Below are 16919 nucleotides of genomic sequence, written 5' to 3'. Positions count from 1 at the left end.
GGGGCCGGCCATGACCGCCACCGCACCATCGGACGCCCGTTCACAACCGCCTGACCACGGGAACGGCGAGGACACCGCCGGACTCGCGGACTTCGGCTACCGCCAGGAGCTGCACCGCAGCCTCGGCCGCTACGCGTCCTTCGCGGCCGGCTTCTCCTTCATCTCGGTCCTGACCACCGTCTTCCAGTTCTTCGCCTTCGGCTACTCCTTCGGCGGCGCGCGCTTCTTCTGGACCTGGCCCGCCGTCCTGATCGGCCAGCTGCTGGTCGCCGCGTGCTTCGCCGAACTCGCCGCCCGCTACCCGATATCCGGCGCCATCTACCAGTGGTCGAGCCGGCTGAGCAACGCCGTCTTCGGCTGGTACGCCGGCTGGATCATGGTGCTCGGGCAGATCGTGGTCGTCGCCGCGGCGGCCCTCGCGCTGCAGGTCGTCCTGCCCGCGGTCTGGTCCGGCTTCCAGCTGGTCGGCACCGACACCTCACCGGTCTCGTCGGACGGCGCGGCCAACGCGGCCGTGCTCGGCATCGTCCTGCTGGTGCTCACCACCGCGGTGAACCTGCTGGACAACAAGGTCATGTCGCTGGTCAACCGGATCGGGGTGACCGCGGAGATCGTCGGCGCCGTACTGATCATCGTCCTGCTGCTCACCCACGCCGACCGCTCCCCCGCGGTCACCGTGCACACCGGGGGCGGCGGTTCAGCGCTGCTGGTCGGCTCCTTCGCCGCCGCCTACGTGATGATCGGCTTCGACAGCGCAGGCGAGATGAGCGAGGAGACCCGGCACCCGCGCCGGGTCGCCCCGCGGACCATCCTCACCGCGCTGACCGCGGCCGGGCTGCTGGCGTCCCTGCTGGTGCTCGCCGCGCTGCTGGCCGCGCCCAGCCTCACCGACGGCCGGCTCGGCACGGACGGCCTGTCCTACGTGCTCACCAGCCGGCTCGGCAGCGGTCTCGGCCGCGTCCTGCTCTGCGACGTCGCCCTCGCGGTCGCGGTCGCCACGCTGGCGATCCAGACATCGGCGACCCGGATGCTCTTCTCGATGGCCCGCGACAGCGCGCTGCCCTTCTCCCCCGCCCTGTCCCGGGTCTCCCCCCGCACCGGCCAGCCGCCCGCCCCCGCGCTGGCCGTCGGCGTGCTGTCGGCCACGCTGCTGCTGATCGCCTTCGCCTCGCCCGAGGCGTGGCTGGCCATCGGCACGACGTGCATCGTGATGCTCTACCTCGCCTACTCCATGGTCACCGGCCCCCTCCTGCTACGCCGCCTGCGCACCCCCCTGCCACCCGCCACCGACGAGTCCGGCAACCCCGTCTTCTCCCTGGGCCGCTGGGGCGTCCCGGTCAACGCCGCCGCCCTCCTCTACGGCCTGGCGATGACCGTCAACCTCGCCTGGCCGCGGGCCGCCGTCTACGACCCCTCGGGCAAGCACTGGTACTTCCAGTGGTTCACCCTGCTCTTCCTGGCCGCCGCCCTGGCCCTGGGCTTCTCCTGGCGAGCGTTGCGGGCCCAACGCACCCGCCCTGCCCAGGAGTCGCCGTCCACGCCGATCCTCCCGTCCCCCACCCGGTAGCCCCGACTGCCGCCCCGACGGACGAGGGCCGCGGAGCCCGTGGAGCGTCAGCTCCGCGGGCACCCGCACGTCGGACTTGTCCGCGCTGCCGCGGATCCTCGCTGGGCCACCGCCAACAGGGGCCAGCGACCGGCTGCGTGCCCGCGCTACCGCTACCGATTCCCGTCGCGGTTCAACGACGCCGCCCGTACGGCCGGGGAGACCACGGTCAGGAGCCGTCAGGACAGCGGCAGTTCGGCGATCATCACGGCGTACACCGGGGAGTCCGGGAAGGGCTGGCGCTCTCCGACCTTCCGGTACCCCCAGGACTCGTACAGAGCCTGCACGCGGGGGTGGTCCACGTCCACCAGGAGGACCGCGAGGTCCCCATCCCGCCCGTCCATCAGGGTGCGGGAGAGGCGGTCCGCGACGCCCTTCTTCCGCCACTCCGGAATCACTGCCAGCTCCGAGTAGGAGAACGTGCGGTGCTTCTCCGGGGCCGGGTCGAGGTGGTCGCGCCACCACTCGCGCTCAGGGGCCGCCGGGGCTCCGTAGGCGAAGCCGACCGCGATGACGCAGGCGATGACGCAGGCGAACCCGGGGTTGCCGCCCCAGTGGTCCACGAACCACGGGAAGCGCTTCTTGAAGTCGTCGCCCTGCATGGCCTCTTTGCCCTGGGCCGCCGCATGGACGTCGATGAGCGTGCGGCGGATCTGCGGCAGGTCGTCGTGCGTGAAGTGACGGACGTCGAGGTCGTCGGCACTCACACTCGGCTCCATTCGGTCCGGTAGCGGACGCCCCACTCTCGGGCGACGGCAGCCTTCGGCCCAAGGGTGATCAAGTCGCGGTAGTAGTCGCCGAGCAGAGATCGCATCCGGCCCGGAATCGGGGCACCCGACATCAGCACGAACACCGTCGAGGCCGTGGCGCACGCCTGGTCAACCTCATGCTGGTGAAGCTGAGTCAGGGCGAGCCGTGTGGTGGCCAGGGCGCGGTTGCGGCGGAACTCCGGGGCGATGCTCGCCAGTGCCCGATGCGACGCGGCCTCGGCCTGCGGGGCGTCCCCGATCTTGTCCCTGACGATGGCGGTGACGGCGTTCAGCTCGGCGGATCCGTAGAAGGTCACCCAGCTCGGCAGAGGCTCCTGCGGTGGCGCCTTCGCCAGCGCCTCCTGTGCGTACCCGAGGGACCGCAGGGCGGCCTGGCGGTCACCGAGGTCGGCTTGGGCTGCGGCAAGGCGAGCGTGCGCCAGCGAGGCATAGAACGGGTCGCGCCACGATCACCGCCGAGCCCCTGGGCAGTCGCCTGCGGGCAGCTCTTCGGCTCTGATCCCCCTACGGCCCCGGCCGTCCGGGTCCCCCCTCGCGGGCGGCCGGGGGCCTTCTGCTGTCCACAGGCAGCTCTGAGGGAAGAGGGCACGCGCCGGCGGGCGGTCGGCGGTCGAGACGGGCAGAGACCCGATCTCTGATGGGTCGAGGTACCGGCTGCCGTGTCGCGAGGAAGCGCCATACGTTGCAGTGTTTGCCGCTCCCCTGGACACCTCCCGCGCTCTCGTCTATACATTCATCCGATGTAAGGCCCGCGCTACTCCACCCCCACCGCAGGAGTCGCCCCCGTGTCCTCTCTCCCCATCAGCAGAAGGTCCCTCGTCAAAGCCGTCGCGCTGGCCGGCGGCACCGTAGCGTTCGGGCTCCCGCAGATCCTGCGGGCCGCGCCGGCGCAGGCGTACACCGTCCCCGCGAAGATGGACTGGTGGTACCAGGCCCGGTTCGGCATGTTCATCCACTTCGGGTCCTACTCCTACCTCGGCCACGGCGAGTGGGCCTTCACCAACGAGAGCTGGACGAAGGCGAACTACCAGAGCCAGGTGTCCTCCCACTTCAACCCGACCTCTTTCAACGCCGCCACCGTCGCGAGCCTGGCCGCGAACGCCGGGATGAAATACCTCGTGATCACCGCCAAGCACCACGAGGGCTTCGCCATGTGGGACTCGGGCGTCGCGGGCTTCACCGACACCGGCGGCAGGGCGTACAACCTGCACGACTACACCGCCTACCAGGGCGACCTGCTGGCGTCGCTCAAGACCGAGTGCGAGGCGCGAGGCGTCAGATTCGGGCTCTACTACTCCATCCTGGACTGGAACCACCCCTCCCAGACCGACCGGGGCGGCCTCACCACCATGTCGTCGCTCGCCGCGCGCACCGGCTACATCGCCGACATGAAGGCCCAGCTCCAGGAGCTGCTTGACCGCTACGACCCGGCAGTCCTGTGGTTCGACGGCGACTGGTTCGGCGAGCCGGCCAGCCCCACCCTGAACGACTGGTGGCTCAAGTCCGACGGCGCCGACCTCTACAGCTGGCTGATCGCCCGCAAGCCCGGCCTCATCGTCAACGAGCGCGTCAAACGCAACCTCGGCCTCGGCGACTTCATGTGCCCGGAGCAGACCGTGCCCGGGGCGCCGCTGTCCCGGCCCTGGGAGACCTGCGCCACCATGAACGGCGCCTGGGGCTACAACTCGGGCTCGGAGAACTCCTACCGGTCCGTCACGGACATCATCCGCGAACTGGTCACCGTCGTCTCCCGGGACGGCAACTACCTGCTCAACATCGGCCCCAAGGGCGACGGTACGGTCACCCCCGGCTCCGTGACCATCCTGCAGGGCCTCGCCTCGTGGATGTCGACCTACGGCGACAGCGTGCACGGCACGACCGCAAGCCCCTACCCGGCCGACCCCTCCTGGGGCCGGGCCACGAAGAAGGACGGCACGCTGTTCGCCCACGTCTTCAACTGGCCCACCAACGGCCGGCTCCAGATCCCGGCCCTCACCAACACGATCAGCCGGGTCTACCTGATGAACAACCCGTCGGCCTCGCTGGCCTACACCGTCAGCGGCGGCCAGATCAGCGTCACCGTGCCGGCCGCCGCGCCCAACGGCAGCGACTCCGTGGTGTGCGTCGCGGTCACCGGTGTGCCCGCGAGCAGTGGCGCCGGCGCCGCCGGCACGACCGTCTTCCAGGACACCGACTACGCGGGCAGCAGCGCCGTGCTGCCACTGGGGGGCTACACCGGCGCCCAGCTGTCGGCCGCCGGCGTGGGCCCCTCCCAGATCTCCTCGCTCCGCGTCCCCGGCGGCTTCCGTGTCACGGGCTACTCCGGCGACAACTTCACCGGTACGGCCTGGGTGTTCACCGCCGACGCCGCCGACCTGCGGCAGACCGGCAACAACGACGCGATCGCCTCGCTGAAGGTGGCGTTCAACCCCGCCACGTACTTCCGGCTGGTCAATGTCACGGACGGCCTCGCCCTGGACAGCGGCGGCAACGTCGCCTCCGGGTCGACCATCAAGCAGTGGACGCCCGTCGACAGCGGCAACCTCCAGTGGCAGGTGATCGACCTGGGCACCGGCTACTACCGCCTGGTCAACCGCACCAACGGCATGGCGGCCGACGGCTGGGGCACGACCACCGCTGGCGACCCGGCCCGCCAGTCCGCCTGGAACGGCAGCACCAACCAGCAGTGGCTGATCACCGACCGCGGCACGGGCCGGTACTCGATCGCCAACCGCGCCACCGGACTCGTCCTGGACGGCGGGGGCTCGGTCGCGTCCGGCTCGCCGTGCAAGCAGTGGCCATGGCAGGACAGCCCCAACCTCCTGTGGACCGCCCAGCCGACCTGACCTCCCCCGCCCCGGACCGCGGCCGACGATCTACCGGCACCCGACCGTGGAGCCGACGGTAGGGGCACCGGGGGCCGGGGGCGCGCGGTGGTCAGGAGGCTGCCGACAGGCGGAGTGCCGCGTCGGCTGTCGCGGTGGGGAGGGCAGGAGCCGGGGGGCGGGGGATGAGGATGACGCCCTCGATCAGCGCGAAGAGCAGGTCCGCCCGGACGGCGAACTCGTCCGGGGGAAGCGCCGCCCCCGCCTCCGTCGCGGCGAGCAGCGCCGCGTAGGCCGACTTGAGGTCGGCACGCGCGGCGCGGAAGGGCGCGAAGCGCGGGGCCCGCACCTCGGGCAGCAGGTAGAGGGCGCCCAGATTGTGCGGCCCGGCGCACAGCAGCTCCACGTCGAAGCGGCACAGCTCCCACAACCGCCGCTCGGCCGGCCGGGATCCGTCGACGAGCAGGGTCCTGGCCAGCGCGAGGGACGGGGTGACCGTGCCTTCAAGCAGCTCGGCGAGCAGGTCCTCCTTGCCGCCGACGTAGTGGTACATCGACGCCTGCCGCATGCCGGCGCGTTCGGCGACCGCCCGGGTGGTGGTCGCGGTGTAGCCGTGGGTGGTGAAGAGCTCGGCTGCCGCGGCGAGCAGCTCCTGCCTGGGGCTCAGCCCGCTGTCGGGCCGCGGTTGGGCCCTGGGCCGGCCGACCCGCCGTCCGCTCGTACTCATCCGGTGATCGTCGCACATGCGGAATGTCAGGCAGGAGCCTGATGCGCGCGGCGCCGGCGCAGAGCCCGGACGGGGAAGGTCCAGAGCCAGGCGGCGGCGACGATGCCGGCGACGGCCGCGCCCGCGGGCTCATGCCACCAGCCGGGATCCCCTGGTGGGTAGACCTCGTCCCCGCCGGAGTCCACGGCGTTCCGTGCTGATCCGATCGGCGCGCTCTCGGAGCCCGCCATCTGTACCCGGTCCCGGTGCTCCGTCCCGTCAGCGGAGCGGAAGTCGCCGACCTCCCCGCAGCCGTGATGGCTGCACAGCACCTGCGCGGCGGTCCACGTGCCGGCCCGCCCCCCGCCGTGGTGGGCGTCCCAGCGCGGCCCGGTGGCGAAGGCAAGGGCGAGGCAGACGATCAAGGCCGCGGGCCCGGCGATGTAGCGCCACAAGAATCGGCGCCAGCCTGGGATGTACATGGTGAGGACTGTACGTCAGGGTCTCGCGCCGAAGTCGAGGAGCCGGGTCGCCGCGGCGTAGCGGCCGACCATCGCGTCCGGGACCATCCGCCGGGTGAGGCCGCGGGTGCTGCCGCGGCCTGCGGCCCGGAAGCGGCCCACCAGGAGGAGTACGGCCCGCCGTCACCAGCACCGGCCGCGGCCGGTGAGGGGCCGGTAACGCGGGCGCAACACCCGGGCAATCGGGCGGAATCCGCTGCCGCCTAATTTCTGTCGGACGACAGAAATGGGAGGTGCACCGTGGTGGCGACAGGGACGACGCACGGCGCCCGGGACCATGCCCGGGCACAGGGCGGTAAGCGCGCGCCCGCGATGCCGCAGGTGCCCGCGCCGGACGGACTGGTGTGGGCCGAGACGGTGGCGGGCGGCAACTACACGCACAAAGCGCTGGCCTGTGGCACCGAGTTGCGGCTCGCCGACCCGACAGGCACCGCGTGCGCGCACCTGCTGCTGTTCGTCGAGGGCCGCCCGTGGGAGCGGCTGAACGTCGCCGACACGGTGAAGGTGCAGTGGAACGCCTACCTCGGCGCGGGGCGGCTGCTGCTGTCCGACCAGGGTCGGGTGCTGGCCTCGCTGATCGCGGACACCAGCGGCCGGCACGACACCCTGTGCGGTACGTCGACGGCGGCGCGCAACACCGCGCGTTACGGCGACGGTTCGCCGCAGGGCGGCACCCCCGCAGGGCGCGAGCTGTTCAAACTGGCCGCGGCCAAGCAGGGGTTGGCGCCGCGGGACCTGCCACCGTCGCTGTCGTTCTTCCAGGGCCTGCGGGTCGACCCGGACGGCTCGCTGGAGTTCATCGGTTCCGCGGGGCCCGGCACCGCGGTGACCCTGCGGGCCGAGCAGCCGCTGACCGTACTGCTGGCGAACGTGCCGCACCCGCTCGACCCGCGGCCGGCGTACGTGTGCGGGCCGCTGGAGGTACGGGCCAGGGCCGGGGCGCCGACCGGTCCTGACGACCCGCTGTGGGACGCCACCCCGGAGGGCCGCAGGGCGTTCCTGAACACCGCCGAGCACCTGACCGCCAGGGGGCTGTGATGACCGCCGCGACCGTACCCGCACGCGCCCCCTGGTCCGCGGTGATACCCGCCGGCGGCCTGCTCACCATCACCGACCTGCACGGCAACCAGGCGGTGGACTTCCTGGTCTACGACGCCGCCGACACCGCCGTGCGCTACAGCGCCCCCGACACGATCCAGGCGCAGGGCAACCTCTTCCTGACCACCGGCAGCGTGCTGATGTCCAACGAGCACACCGCGCTGATGACCGTGGTCGCCGACGGCTGTGGCGGCCACGACACCATCGCCGGCGCCTGCTCGAAGGAGTCCAACACCCTGCGCTACGGCCACCACACCTGGTCGCAGCACGCCTGCGTCGACAACTTCCTTGCCGAGGGCGCCCGTTGGGGGCTCGGCAAGCGCGACCTGGTCAGCAACGTCAACTGGTACATGAACGTGCCGGTCGAGGACGACGGCACCCTCGGCATCGTGGACGGCCGCTCGGCGCCAGGACTCGAAGTGACGCTGCGGGCCGAGACCGGGGTGCTGGTGCTGGTCTCCAACTGCCCGCAGATCAACAACCCCTGCAACGGCTTCGACCCGACCCCGGTCCGGATGACGGTCGTCGGCCCTGCCGTACCGGACGGCGTGGAGGCCCGCGGATGACCTTCGACACGCTGCTGGTCGCCAACCGGGGCGAGATCGCCGCCCGTATCATCCGCACCGCCCGGCGGATGGGGCTGCGCACCGTCGCGGTCTTCTCCGACCCCGACCGCGGCGCCCCGCACGTGCACCTCGCCGACGACGCCGTCCGGTTGGGCCCGGCCCCCGCCGCGTCCAGCTATCTGGAGGTCGACGCGGTGCTCGCCGCGGCCGCGCGGACCGGCGCGGGCGCGATCCACCCGGGGTACGGATTCCTCTCGGAGGACGCGGACTTCGCCCGCCGCTGCGAGGCGGCCGGCCTGGTCTTCGTCGGCCCCGAGCCGCGGCACCTCGACGTCTTCGGCGCCAAGCACACCGCACGGGCGGCCGCGCAGGCGGCCGGCGTGCCGCTGCTGCCCGGCACCGGGCTGCTCCCCGACCTGGACGCCGCGCTGGGCGCGGCCGGAGAGCTCGGCTATCCGGTGATGCTCAAGGCAACCGGCGGCGGTGGCGGCATCGGGATGCGCGCCTGCCGCTCGGCCGCCGAACTGGCCGCCGCCTGGGAGCCGGTGCAACGCGCGGCCGCCGCCGGATTCTCCTCCGCCGGGGTCTTCCTCGAACGGCTGGTGGAGCGCGCCCGGCATGTGGAGGTGCAGGTCTTCGGTGACGGCCACGGCCGGGTGGTGACCCTCGGCGACCGCGACTGCTCGCTCCAGCGCCGCCACCAGAAGGTGCTTGAGGAGGCACCCGCACCCGGGCTGCCCGCCGCCGTACGCAGCCGACTCGCCGCCAGCGCACAGGCGTTGTGCGCCTCCGTTGGCTACCGCTCGGCGGGGACGGTGGAGTTCGTCTACGACGCCGAGCGCGCCGAGGCGTACTTCCTCGAAGTCAACACCCGCCTCCAGGTGGAGCATCCGGTCACCGAGGAGACCCACGGGGTCGACCTGGTCGAGTGGATGCTGCGGCTGGCCATGGACGGAACCGGGCCGGGCGAGCCGCCCGAGCCCGCCGGGCACGCCGTGGAGGCGCGGATCTACGCGGAGGACCCGGCGCACGGGCACCGCCCGAGCGCCGGGGTGCTCACCCGGGTCGACTTCCCGGCCGGCGTACGCGTCGACACCTGGGTGGAGACCGGCACCGAGGTCACCACCTCCTACGACCCGATGCTCGCCAAGGTGATCGCCCGCGGCGCCGACCGCGCGGAGGCGCTGGCCCGGCTCGCCGGCGCGCTGGCCGCGACCCGGATCGACGGCATCGAGACCAACCTGGGACTGCTGCGGGCCGCCCTGACCCACCCCGACCTGCTGGCCGTCACCCACAGCACCGCCACCCTGGACGGCGTCACCGACGGCTCACGGCGGATCGACGTGGTGCGTGCGGGCACCATGACCACCGTGCAGGACTGGCCGGCCCGGACCGGCCTGTGGCACGTCGGGGTGCCGCCCTGCGGGCCGATGGACGACCTGTCCTTCCGGCTCGGCAACGCGGCGGTCGGCAACGCCGAGGGCGCCCCGGGGCTCGAATGCACCTTGCAGGGACCGGCGTTGCGCTTCAGCCACCCCACCACGCTGTGCGTCACCGGGGCGCCCGCACCGGTCACCGTGGACGGCCGGCCGGTGCCGCAGTGGGAGCCGGTGACCGTGCCGGCCGGGGCCGTGCTGGACGTCGGGGCGCCGCAGGAGGCCGGGCTGCGCACGTACGTGCTGCTGGCCGGCGGGCTCGACGTGCCGGCGTTCCTCGGCAGCGCCGCCACCTTCACCCTCGGGAAGTTCGGCGGCCACGGCGGCCGCGCCCTGCGGGCTGCCGACGTGCTGCACGGCGGCGGCACCGCGCAGGGCCGGCCGGTACCACATGCGCTGCGACCCGCCATCGGCACCGAGTGGACGATCGGCGCGGTCGAAGGGCCGCACGCGGCACCGGAGTTCTTCACCGAGGACGACATCGAGGACTTCTACGCCGCCGCGTGGAGCGTCCACTTCAACTCGGCCCGCACCGGCGTACGGCTGGTCGGCCCCAAACCGCGCTGGGCACGCGGCGACGGCGGCGAGGCGGGCCTGCACCCGTCGAACATCCACGACACGCCCTACTCGGTCGGCGCCGTCGACTACACCGGTGACATGCCGGTACTGCTCGGTCCGGACGGCCCGTCGCTCGGCGGCTTCGTCTGCCCCGCCACCGTCGTCACCGGACAGCGGTGGAAGCTGGGCCAGTTGCGGCCCGGCGACTCCGTGCACTTCGTGCCGGTCACCGAGGACGCGGCAGCGGCGCTGCGGGCGGCGCCCGCGACCGCGCCGGTGCCGTCCCGGCCGGTACTCGGCGACGGGGGCGTGCTGGGACGCGCCGAACCGACCGACGCGCGGCCGGCGGTGACCTACCGGCGCAGCGGCGACGACAACCTGCTGGTCGAGTACGGGCCGATGCATCTCGATCTCGCCCTGCGGATGCGGGTGCACGCCCTCGCCGAACACCTCGCCGCGCGGCGGTTGCCGGGGGTCGTCGACCTCACACCGGGCATCCGGTCGCTGCAGATCCATGTCGACCCGGCGGAACTGCCCACCGGCAAGCTGCTCGACCTGGTCCGCGAGGCCGAGGAGGCGCTGCCGCCGACCGACCAGCTGGTGGTGCCCAGCCGTACGGTCCACCTGCCGCTGTCCTGGGACGACCCCGCCACCCGCGAGGCCATCGCCCGCTACATGGCCGGCGTCCGGGACGACGCGCCCTGGTGCCCGTGGAACATCGAGTTCATCCGGCGCATCAACGGGCTCGACTCCGTCGAGGACGTCCACCGCACGGTCTTCGACGCGGAATATCTCGTACTCGGCCTGGGCGACGTCTACTTGGGCGCGCCCGTCGCCACCCCGCTCGACCCGCGGCACCGGCTGGTGACGACGAAGTACAACCCGGCCCGCACCTGGACCGCGGAGAACTCCGTCGGGATCGGCGGGGCGTACCTGTGCGTCTACGGCATGGAGGGGCCGGGGGGCTACCAGTTCGTCGGCCGCACCGTGCAGGTCTGGTCGGGGCGGGCGGGCGCGCGGCAGCCGTGGCTGCTGCGCTTCTTCGACCGCATCAGGTGGTACCCGGTCGGCGCGGACGAACTCCTCGACCTGCGGGCCGACATGGCAGCCGGGCGGCTGCGGTTGCGGGTGGAGGAAGGGGAGTTCGCGCTGGCCGAGCACCAGCGGTTCCTCGCGCGGAACGCGGAGCCGATCGCCGCGTTCCGGCGGCGGCAGGCCGCCGCCTTCGCCGCGGAGCGCTCCGCGTGGGAGGAGGCCGGGGAGTTCGCCCGGGCCGAGGCGGTCGCGCCGCCGTCCGCCGCGCCCGACGCGGTCCCGGTCCCCCCGGGCGGCTGCGCCGTCGAGGCCCCCTTCGCCGCCGGCGTCTGGCGGGTGGCCGTCCGGGTGGGCGACACGGTCGCGGCGGGGCAGCACGTGCTCACCCTGGAGGCGATGAAGATGGAATCGACGCTCACGGCTCCTGTCGCGGGACGTGTCGCCTCGATCCACGTCACCCCGGGCGACCAGGTCTCCCCGGGCGCGGTGCTGCTGACTCTCGCGAGTACCGGGTGACCGGGCACCTCGCCCGCAGGTGAGCGCGAGGCGTGACCGCCCGGAGGGGGGTCACGGGGACGAGGAGAGGTGGAGCGGGATGGGGCAGGCAGAGCGCCGCGTCGTGGCGGCGTACGAGGGGATCGACCGGGCCGGCCGGCCGGAGGTGTGGATTGCCGTGCGCGCCGCCGCGGACGTGGTCGCGGAGGCGCGGGAGGTGGACCGGCGGGTGGCCGGCGGGGAGGCACTGCCACTGGCGGGGACGCTGCTCGCGGTCAAGGGCAACATCGACGTCGCCGGCCTGCCGACGACCGCGGGCTGCCCGTCGTACGGGTACGAGCCGGCGGCCGACGCCCCGGCCGTGGCGGCGCTGCGCGCCGCGGGCGCGATCGTGCTGGGGTCGACGAACATGGACCAGTTCGCCACCGGCCTGGTCGGCACCAGGAGCCCGTACGGGGCCGTGCGCAGCGCCCTCGCGCCGGAGCGGGTGGGCGGCGGGTCGAGTTCGGGATCCGCCGTCGCCGTGGCGCTGGGCCTCGTGGACGTGGCGCTGGGCACGGACACCGCAGGCTCCGGCCGGGTCCCCGCGGCCTTCAACGGCATCGTCGGGCTCAAGCCGACCCGCGGCCTGGTGTCCACCCAGGGCGTCGTCCCGGCGTGCGCGAGCCTGGACTGCGTGAGCGTCTTCGCCCGCACCCTGCCCGAGGCCCGCAGGGCCCTGGCGCTGCTGGCGAGCCCGGTCGCGCCGCCGCGCCGCCCGGGGCCGTGGCGGGTCGCGGTGCCGCCCACCGCCCAGCTCGGCGAGCTGGACGACGGCTGGGCGGCGGCGTTCGAAGCCGCCAAGGACCGGCTGGTACGGGCCGGCGTGGAACTCAGGACGATCGACCTGACGCCGTTCCGCGAGGCGGCGGCACTGCTCTACGAGGGCGCGTTCGTCGCCGAGCGGTACACCGCCGTGGGAGCCTTCGTGGACCGCGGCGGCGCGGATCTCGATCCGACCGTGGCACGTATCATCAGCGCGGCCCGCGATCTGCCGGCGCACCGGCTGTTCGCGGACCGCGAGCGACTGGAGGTGCTGCGGCGCCAGGCGGTGGCGGAGCTGGCGGACGCCGACGCGCTGCTGCTGCCGACCGCGCCGGGCCACCCCACCCTGGCCGAGGTCGTCGCGGACCCGGTCGGCGCGAACAGCCGCCTCGGCCGCTTCACGAACTCCGCGAACCTGCTTGACCTGTGCGCGGTTGCGGTGCCCGCGGGCGAGGTGGCGGGCCGCCCGTTCGGGGTGATGCTGCTGGGCGCGGCGGGCGGCGACGAGCGCGTCGCGGAGGTCGCCGCGCTGCTCGATCCGCCGCTGCGGCTCGCGGTGGTGGGGGCGCACCTGTCGGGGCAGCCGCTGAATCCGCAGCTGCTGGCGCTCGGCGCCCGCCTGGCGGAGACGACCACGACGGCGCCCGCGTACCGGCTGCACGCCCTGGACACGGTGCCGCCCAAGCCGGGCCTGGTGCGGGTACCCGAGGGTGGCGCGGCCGTCGAGGCCGAGGTGTGGGAGCTGGCGCCGACGGCGCTTGGCGCCCTGCTGGCCGCGCTCCCCCGCCCGATGGCGCTGGGCCGGGTGACGCTGCGGGACGGCGCGGAGGTGACCGGCTTCCTGTGCGAGCCGGCCGCGCTCGACGGGGCCGCGGACATCACCGCGTACGGCGGCTGGCGCGGCTACCTGGGCCGGGACCGCACCTGAACCCGGGGGTTCGCGCCCGCGGTACGTACACTGTGCGGCACCACAGACCCACGGGGAGAGGAACCACGGCCACCATGCGCCACCGCACCATACTCACCGCAGGCGCGATCGCGGCCGCGCTGGCCGCCACCGCACTGTCCGGCTGCTCGTCCTCGGACAAGACGTCGGACGACGCCAAGTCCACCACCTCCGCGCCCGCGACCGACGGTACGGCCACCGGCGGTACGGCCACCGACGGCAGCACCCCGAGCGCCAGCGCGTCCGCGCCGGCCAAGCCGGCCGGCAAGTCGTCGGGCCATGTGGACTTCTCCGGTGACGACACCGGCAGCGCCGACTTCACCGGCGGCGTCAAGTGCGAGATCAAGGGCGGGAAGCTGATCGGGGTGACGACGCCCGACGTGCTCTCCAAGACGCAGATCTTCCCCTCGTTCATCGCCACCACGGCCGCCAGCCCCACCCAGGTGGCGCTGTTCGCCGCCCCGGACAAGAAGACCTACTCCGGTCGGGTCTCGAAGTCCGAGGGCGTGACCGCCAGCAAGAGCGGCAGCACCTGGACGGTGAGGGTGCAGGGTCTGAAGATCGCCCAGGACTACGGCGGCACCGGCGGCGTGGTCACCCTGAACGGCTCGCTGACCTGCACCCACCTGGCCTGACCGGGCGCGGGCGAGGCCTCCCGCGCCCGCCGCTCACCCCACCGAGGAGTAGGCGACGACTCCCCGCAGCAGCCCGTCCACGGCCTTGCGCGCATTGCGCCGGACGGGACTGGCGTCGGGTGCCGCGTTGCCGATCTGGCCGAGGACGTCGATGAGCTGCTTGCACCAGCGCACGAAGTCGCCGGCCGGCATGTCGGCGTCGGTGAGGACCGCGTCCAGGTTGTGCCCGGAGGCCCACCGGTAGGCGGGCCAGGCGAAGCCGAGGTCGGGTTCGCGCTGGCCGACGCCTTCGGTCTGGTTGATCCCGTGGTCCTCCTCCAGGGCGTCCAGCCGGCCCCAGATGCGCACCATCTCGCCGAGCGCCGCCTGCGCGTTGCCGCTGGGCAGCTTGGGGGTGGCCGCGTCGTCGGCCTGCCGGGACTCGTAGACCAGCGCCGAGGCGCAGGCGGCCAGCTCGGCGGGGCCGAGGCCGTCCCACACGCCGTCGCGCAGGCACTCGCTGGCCAGCAGGTCCAGCTCGCCGTAGAGCCGGGCCAGCCGACGGCCCTCCGGGGTGACCTGGTCGCCCTTGAGGTAGTCGAGCTCGGTCAGGACGGAGCAGACCCGGTCGAAGGTCCTGGCGATGGTGTTGGTGCGGCCCTCGATCCGGCGTTCCAGCTGCCGGGTGTCGCGGCGCAGCCGGTGGTAGCGCTCGGCCCAGCGGGCGTGGTCCTCGCGCTCGTCGCAGCCGTGGCAGGGATGGGCGCGGATCGCGGCTCGCAGCCGGGCGATCTCGGTGTCGTCGGCCGCAACGGACCGGTCCTTGCGGTGCCTGGAGGGCGCCGCCCAGCCCGCGGTGCCGGCCTTGGTGCGCATCGCCGAGGCGAGGTCGCGCCGGGACTGCGGGCTGCGCGGATTGAAGGACTTCGGGATGCGCATCCGGTCGAGCGCCTCGACCGGCACCGGGAAGTCCAGCTGGGCGAGCCGTTTGACCTGGCGCTCCGCGGTGAGCACCAGCGGGCGCGGCCCGTCGTGGTATTCGCCGTCACGCGGGTGGTGCCCGGCGGCGCGGCCGGCCGGCACGCCGGGTTCGAGCACCAGCGCGAGCCCGGCGTACTTGCCGGCCGGGACGTGGATGATGTCGCCCGGCTTGAGCTTCTCCAGCGCGTCGGAGGCCGCGGCCCTGCGCTGGATGGCGCCCTGCCGGGACAGGTCGGCCTCGCGGTCCTTGAGCTCCCTGCGCAGCCGCATGTACTCGTCGAAGTCGCCGAGGTGGCAGGTCATCGACTCCTGGTAGCCGTCCAGGCCCTCCTCGTTGCGCTGCACCTGCTTGGAGATGCCGACGACGGAGCGGTCGGCCTGGAACTGCGCGAAGGACGTCTCAAGCAGCTCCCGCGAGCGGTGCCTGCCGAACTGGCCGACGAGGTTGACCGCCATGTTGTACGACGGCTTGAAGGACGAGCGCAGCGGATACGTACGGGTGCCGGCCAGGCCCGCGACGGCGCCGGGGTCGAAGGCGCGCTGCCACAGCACCACGGCGTGGCCCTCGATGTCGATGCCGCGCCGCCCGGCGCGGCCGGTGAGCTGGGTGTACTCGCCGGGGGTGATGTCGGCGTGCGTCTCGCCGTTCCACTTCACGAGCTTTTCCAGCACCACCGAGCGGGCCGGCATGTTGATGCCGAGCGCCAGGGTCTCGGTGGCGAAGACCGCCTTGACCAGGCCCTTGACGAACAGCTCCTCGACGACCTCCTTGAAGGCCGGCAGCATCCCGGCATGGTGGGCGGCGATGCCGCGCTCCAGGCCCTCCAGCCATTCGAAGTAGCCGAGGACGTGCAGGTCCTCGTCGGGGATGGCGCGGGTGCGCTCCTCGACGATGGCGCGGACCTGGAGTCGGGCGTCGTCGTTGTTGAGCCGCAGGCCGGCGTAGAGGCACTGCTGGACGGCGGCCTCGCAGCCGGCCCGGCTGAAGATGAAGGTGATGGCGGGCAGCAGGCCCTCGGAGTCCAGCCGGTCGATGACCTCGGCCCGGCTGGGCGTCCAGACCCGGCTGCGCGCCCGGCGCTCGCGCTCGCGGTCGGCTTCCTTGCCGCGCTTGGCCCGCGGGTGGTAGCTGCGCTGATTCTCCATCCGGGCGAGCCGTTCGAGGTCGGCGTTGACCTCGCGGCGGCCGCGGTTGTCGGTGGCGCCGGCCTTCTCCTCGAACAGGTCGTACATCCGGCGGCCGGCCAGCACGTGCTGCCACAGGGGCACCGGACGGTGCTCGGAGACGATGACCTTGGTGTCGCCGCGCACGGTGTCCAGCCAGTCGCCGAACTCCTCGGCGTTGGAGACCGTCGCCGACAGCGAGATCAGGGTGACCGACTGCGGGAGGTGGATGATCACCTCTTCCCAGACGGCGCCGCGGAAGCGGTCGGAGAGGTAGTGCACCTCGTCCATCACCACATAGCCGAGGCCGTCGAGGGCGGCGGAGCCGGCGTAGAGCATGTTGCGCAGCACTTCGGTGGTCATCACGATCACCGGCGCGTCGCCGTTGACGCTGTTGTCGCCGGTGAGCAGGCCCACCTTCTCGGCGCCGTACCGCTTGGCCAGGTCGTTGTACTTCTGGTTCGACAGGGCCTTGATCGGGGTGGTGTAGAAGCACTTGCGGCCCTCGGCGAGGGCGAGGTGGACGGCGAACTCGCCGACGATGGTCTTGCCCGAGCCGGTCGGGGCGGCGACCAGGACGCCGCTGCCGGCCTCCAGCGCCTGGCAGGCCTCCACCTGGAACGGGTCAAGGCCGAACTCGTACAGCTCGCGGAACTGGGCGAGGGCGGTCGCGTTCTCTGCGGCGCGGCGACGGCTGGCGGCGTAGCGCTCGGCTGGCGACATGTCTTCTGTCATCTCGCTCATGAGCCTACCCGGCAGCACCGACACCCCGCGTGATCTTTGGTTTCTTCGGG

General features: G+C 73.1%; 13 protein-coding genes. 7 read left to right on the top strand and 6 right to left on the bottom strand.

Annotation, left to right across the window (positions count from 1 at the left end; translation table 11 throughout):
• Positions 1–10 precede the first annotated feature (10 nt).
• Positions 11–1567: an amino acid permease gene (locus OG702_RS29490; protein WP_327291982.1), complete on the top strand. Its 1557-nt coding sequence runs from the start codon at positions 11–13 to the stop codon at positions 1565–1567.
• Positions 1568–1785: 218 nt separating this feature from the next.
• Here OG702_RS29490 and OG702_RS29485 read toward each other — a convergent pair whose 3' ends face one another.
• Together OG702_RS29485 and OG702_RS29480 are read right to left on the bottom strand one after the other, a co-directional pair.
• On the bottom strand, positions 1786–2313 hold the full coding sequence (locus tag OG702_RS29485) for a GNAT family N-acetyltransferase (protein WP_442814575.1): 528 nt from the start codon (positions 2311–2313) through the stop codon (positions 1786–1788).
• Positions 2310–2672 carry a hypothetical protein gene (locus tag OG702_RS29480; RefSeq protein WP_327291980.1) on the bottom strand — a complete coding sequence of 121 codons (363 nt, stop codon included), beginning with the start codon at positions 2670–2672 and terminating at the stop codon, positions 2310–2312. The genes OG702_RS29485 and OG702_RS29480 overlap by 4 nt, the downstream gene beginning before the upstream one ends.
• 489 nt (positions 2673–3161) lie before the next feature.
• On the opposite strand from OG702_RS29480, the gene OG702_RS29475 reads away from it, so the two are divergent.
• Positions 3162–5222 carry an alpha-L-fucosidase gene (locus OG702_RS29475; RefSeq protein WP_327291979.1) on the top strand — a complete coding sequence of 687 codons (2061 nt, stop codon included), beginning with the start codon at positions 3162–3164 and terminating at the stop codon, positions 5220–5222.
• Positions 5223–5313: 91 nt separating this feature from the next.
• Here OG702_RS29475 and OG702_RS29470 read toward each other — a convergent pair whose 3' ends face one another.
• Genes OG702_RS29470 through OG702_RS29460 form a run of 3 tightly spaced genes read right to left on the bottom strand, consistent with a single transcriptional unit; the run spans position 5314 to position 6530 of the window.
• Positions 5314–5928, bottom strand: coding sequence for a TetR/AcrR family transcriptional regulator (locus OG702_RS29470; protein ID WP_327291978.1), 615 nt, complete (start codon positions 5926–5928; stop codon positions 5314–5316).
• Between the two features lie 26 nt (positions 5929–5954).
• On the bottom strand, positions 5955–6389 hold the full coding sequence (locus tag OG702_RS29465) for a hypothetical protein (protein ID WP_327291977.1): 435 nt from the start codon (positions 6387–6389) through the stop codon (positions 5955–5957).
• A gap of 15 nt (positions 6390–6404) precedes the next feature.
• On the bottom strand, positions 6405–6530 hold the full coding sequence (locus OG702_RS29460) for a hypothetical protein (protein ID WP_327291976.1): 126 nt from the start codon (positions 6528–6530) through the stop codon (positions 6405–6407).
• A gap of 141 nt (positions 6531–6671) precedes the next feature.
• Here OG702_RS29460 and OG702_RS29455 point away from each other — a divergent pair, with 141 nt between their 5' ends.
• The 5 genes from OG702_RS29455 (at position 6672) to OG702_RS29435 (ending at position 14001) form a co-directional block, all read left to right on the top strand.
• Complete coding sequence (locus OG702_RS29455) at positions 6672–7466, top strand: urea amidolyase associated protein UAAP1 (RefSeq protein WP_327291975.1); 795 nt, start codon at positions 6672–6674, stop codon at positions 7464–7466.
• Positions 7466–8092 (top strand): urea amidolyase associated protein UAAP2, encoded by a 627-nt coding sequence (locus OG702_RS29450; protein WP_327291974.1) that lies wholly within the window; start codon positions 7466–7468, stop codon positions 8090–8092. The genes OG702_RS29455 and OG702_RS29450 overlap by 1 nt, the downstream gene beginning before the upstream one ends.
• Positions 8089–11637 carry an urea carboxylase gene (uca, locus tag OG702_RS29445; protein ID WP_327291973.1) on the top strand — a complete coding sequence of 1183 codons (3549 nt, stop codon included), beginning with the start codon at positions 8089–8091 and terminating at the stop codon, positions 11635–11637. Before OG702_RS29450 ends, uca begins: the two co-directional genes overlap by 4 nt.
• 79 nt (positions 11638–11716) lie before the next feature.
• Positions 11717–13348, top strand: a complete 1632-nt coding sequence (locus OG702_RS29440; protein ID WP_327291972.1) for an allophanate hydrolase — start codon at positions 11717–11719, stop codon at positions 13346–13348.
• A gap of 74 nt (positions 13349–13422) precedes the next feature.
• A complete protein-coding gene (locus OG702_RS29435) occupies positions 13423–14001 on the top strand; it encodes a hypothetical protein (protein WP_327291971.1) in 579 nt (192 codons plus the stop codon).
• 33 nt (positions 14002–14034) lie between these two features.
• Here the strand turns inward: OG702_RS29435 and OG702_RS29430 are convergent, their stop codons facing one another.
• Entirely contained in the window at positions 14035–16860 is a 2826-nt protein-coding gene (locus tag OG702_RS29430; protein ID WP_327293423.1) for a DEAD/DEAH box helicase, read from the bottom strand.
• Between the last annotated feature and the right edge of the window lie 59 nt (positions 16861–16919).

Source organism: Streptomyces sp. NBC_01198 (assembly GCF_036010485.1).
Lineage (GTDB): Bacteria > Actinomycetota > Actinomycetes > Streptomycetales > Streptomycetaceae > Actinacidiphila.
The sequence above is the reverse complement of the archived record's forward strand: the minus strand, read 5'-3'. Positions and strand labels throughout refer to the sequence as shown.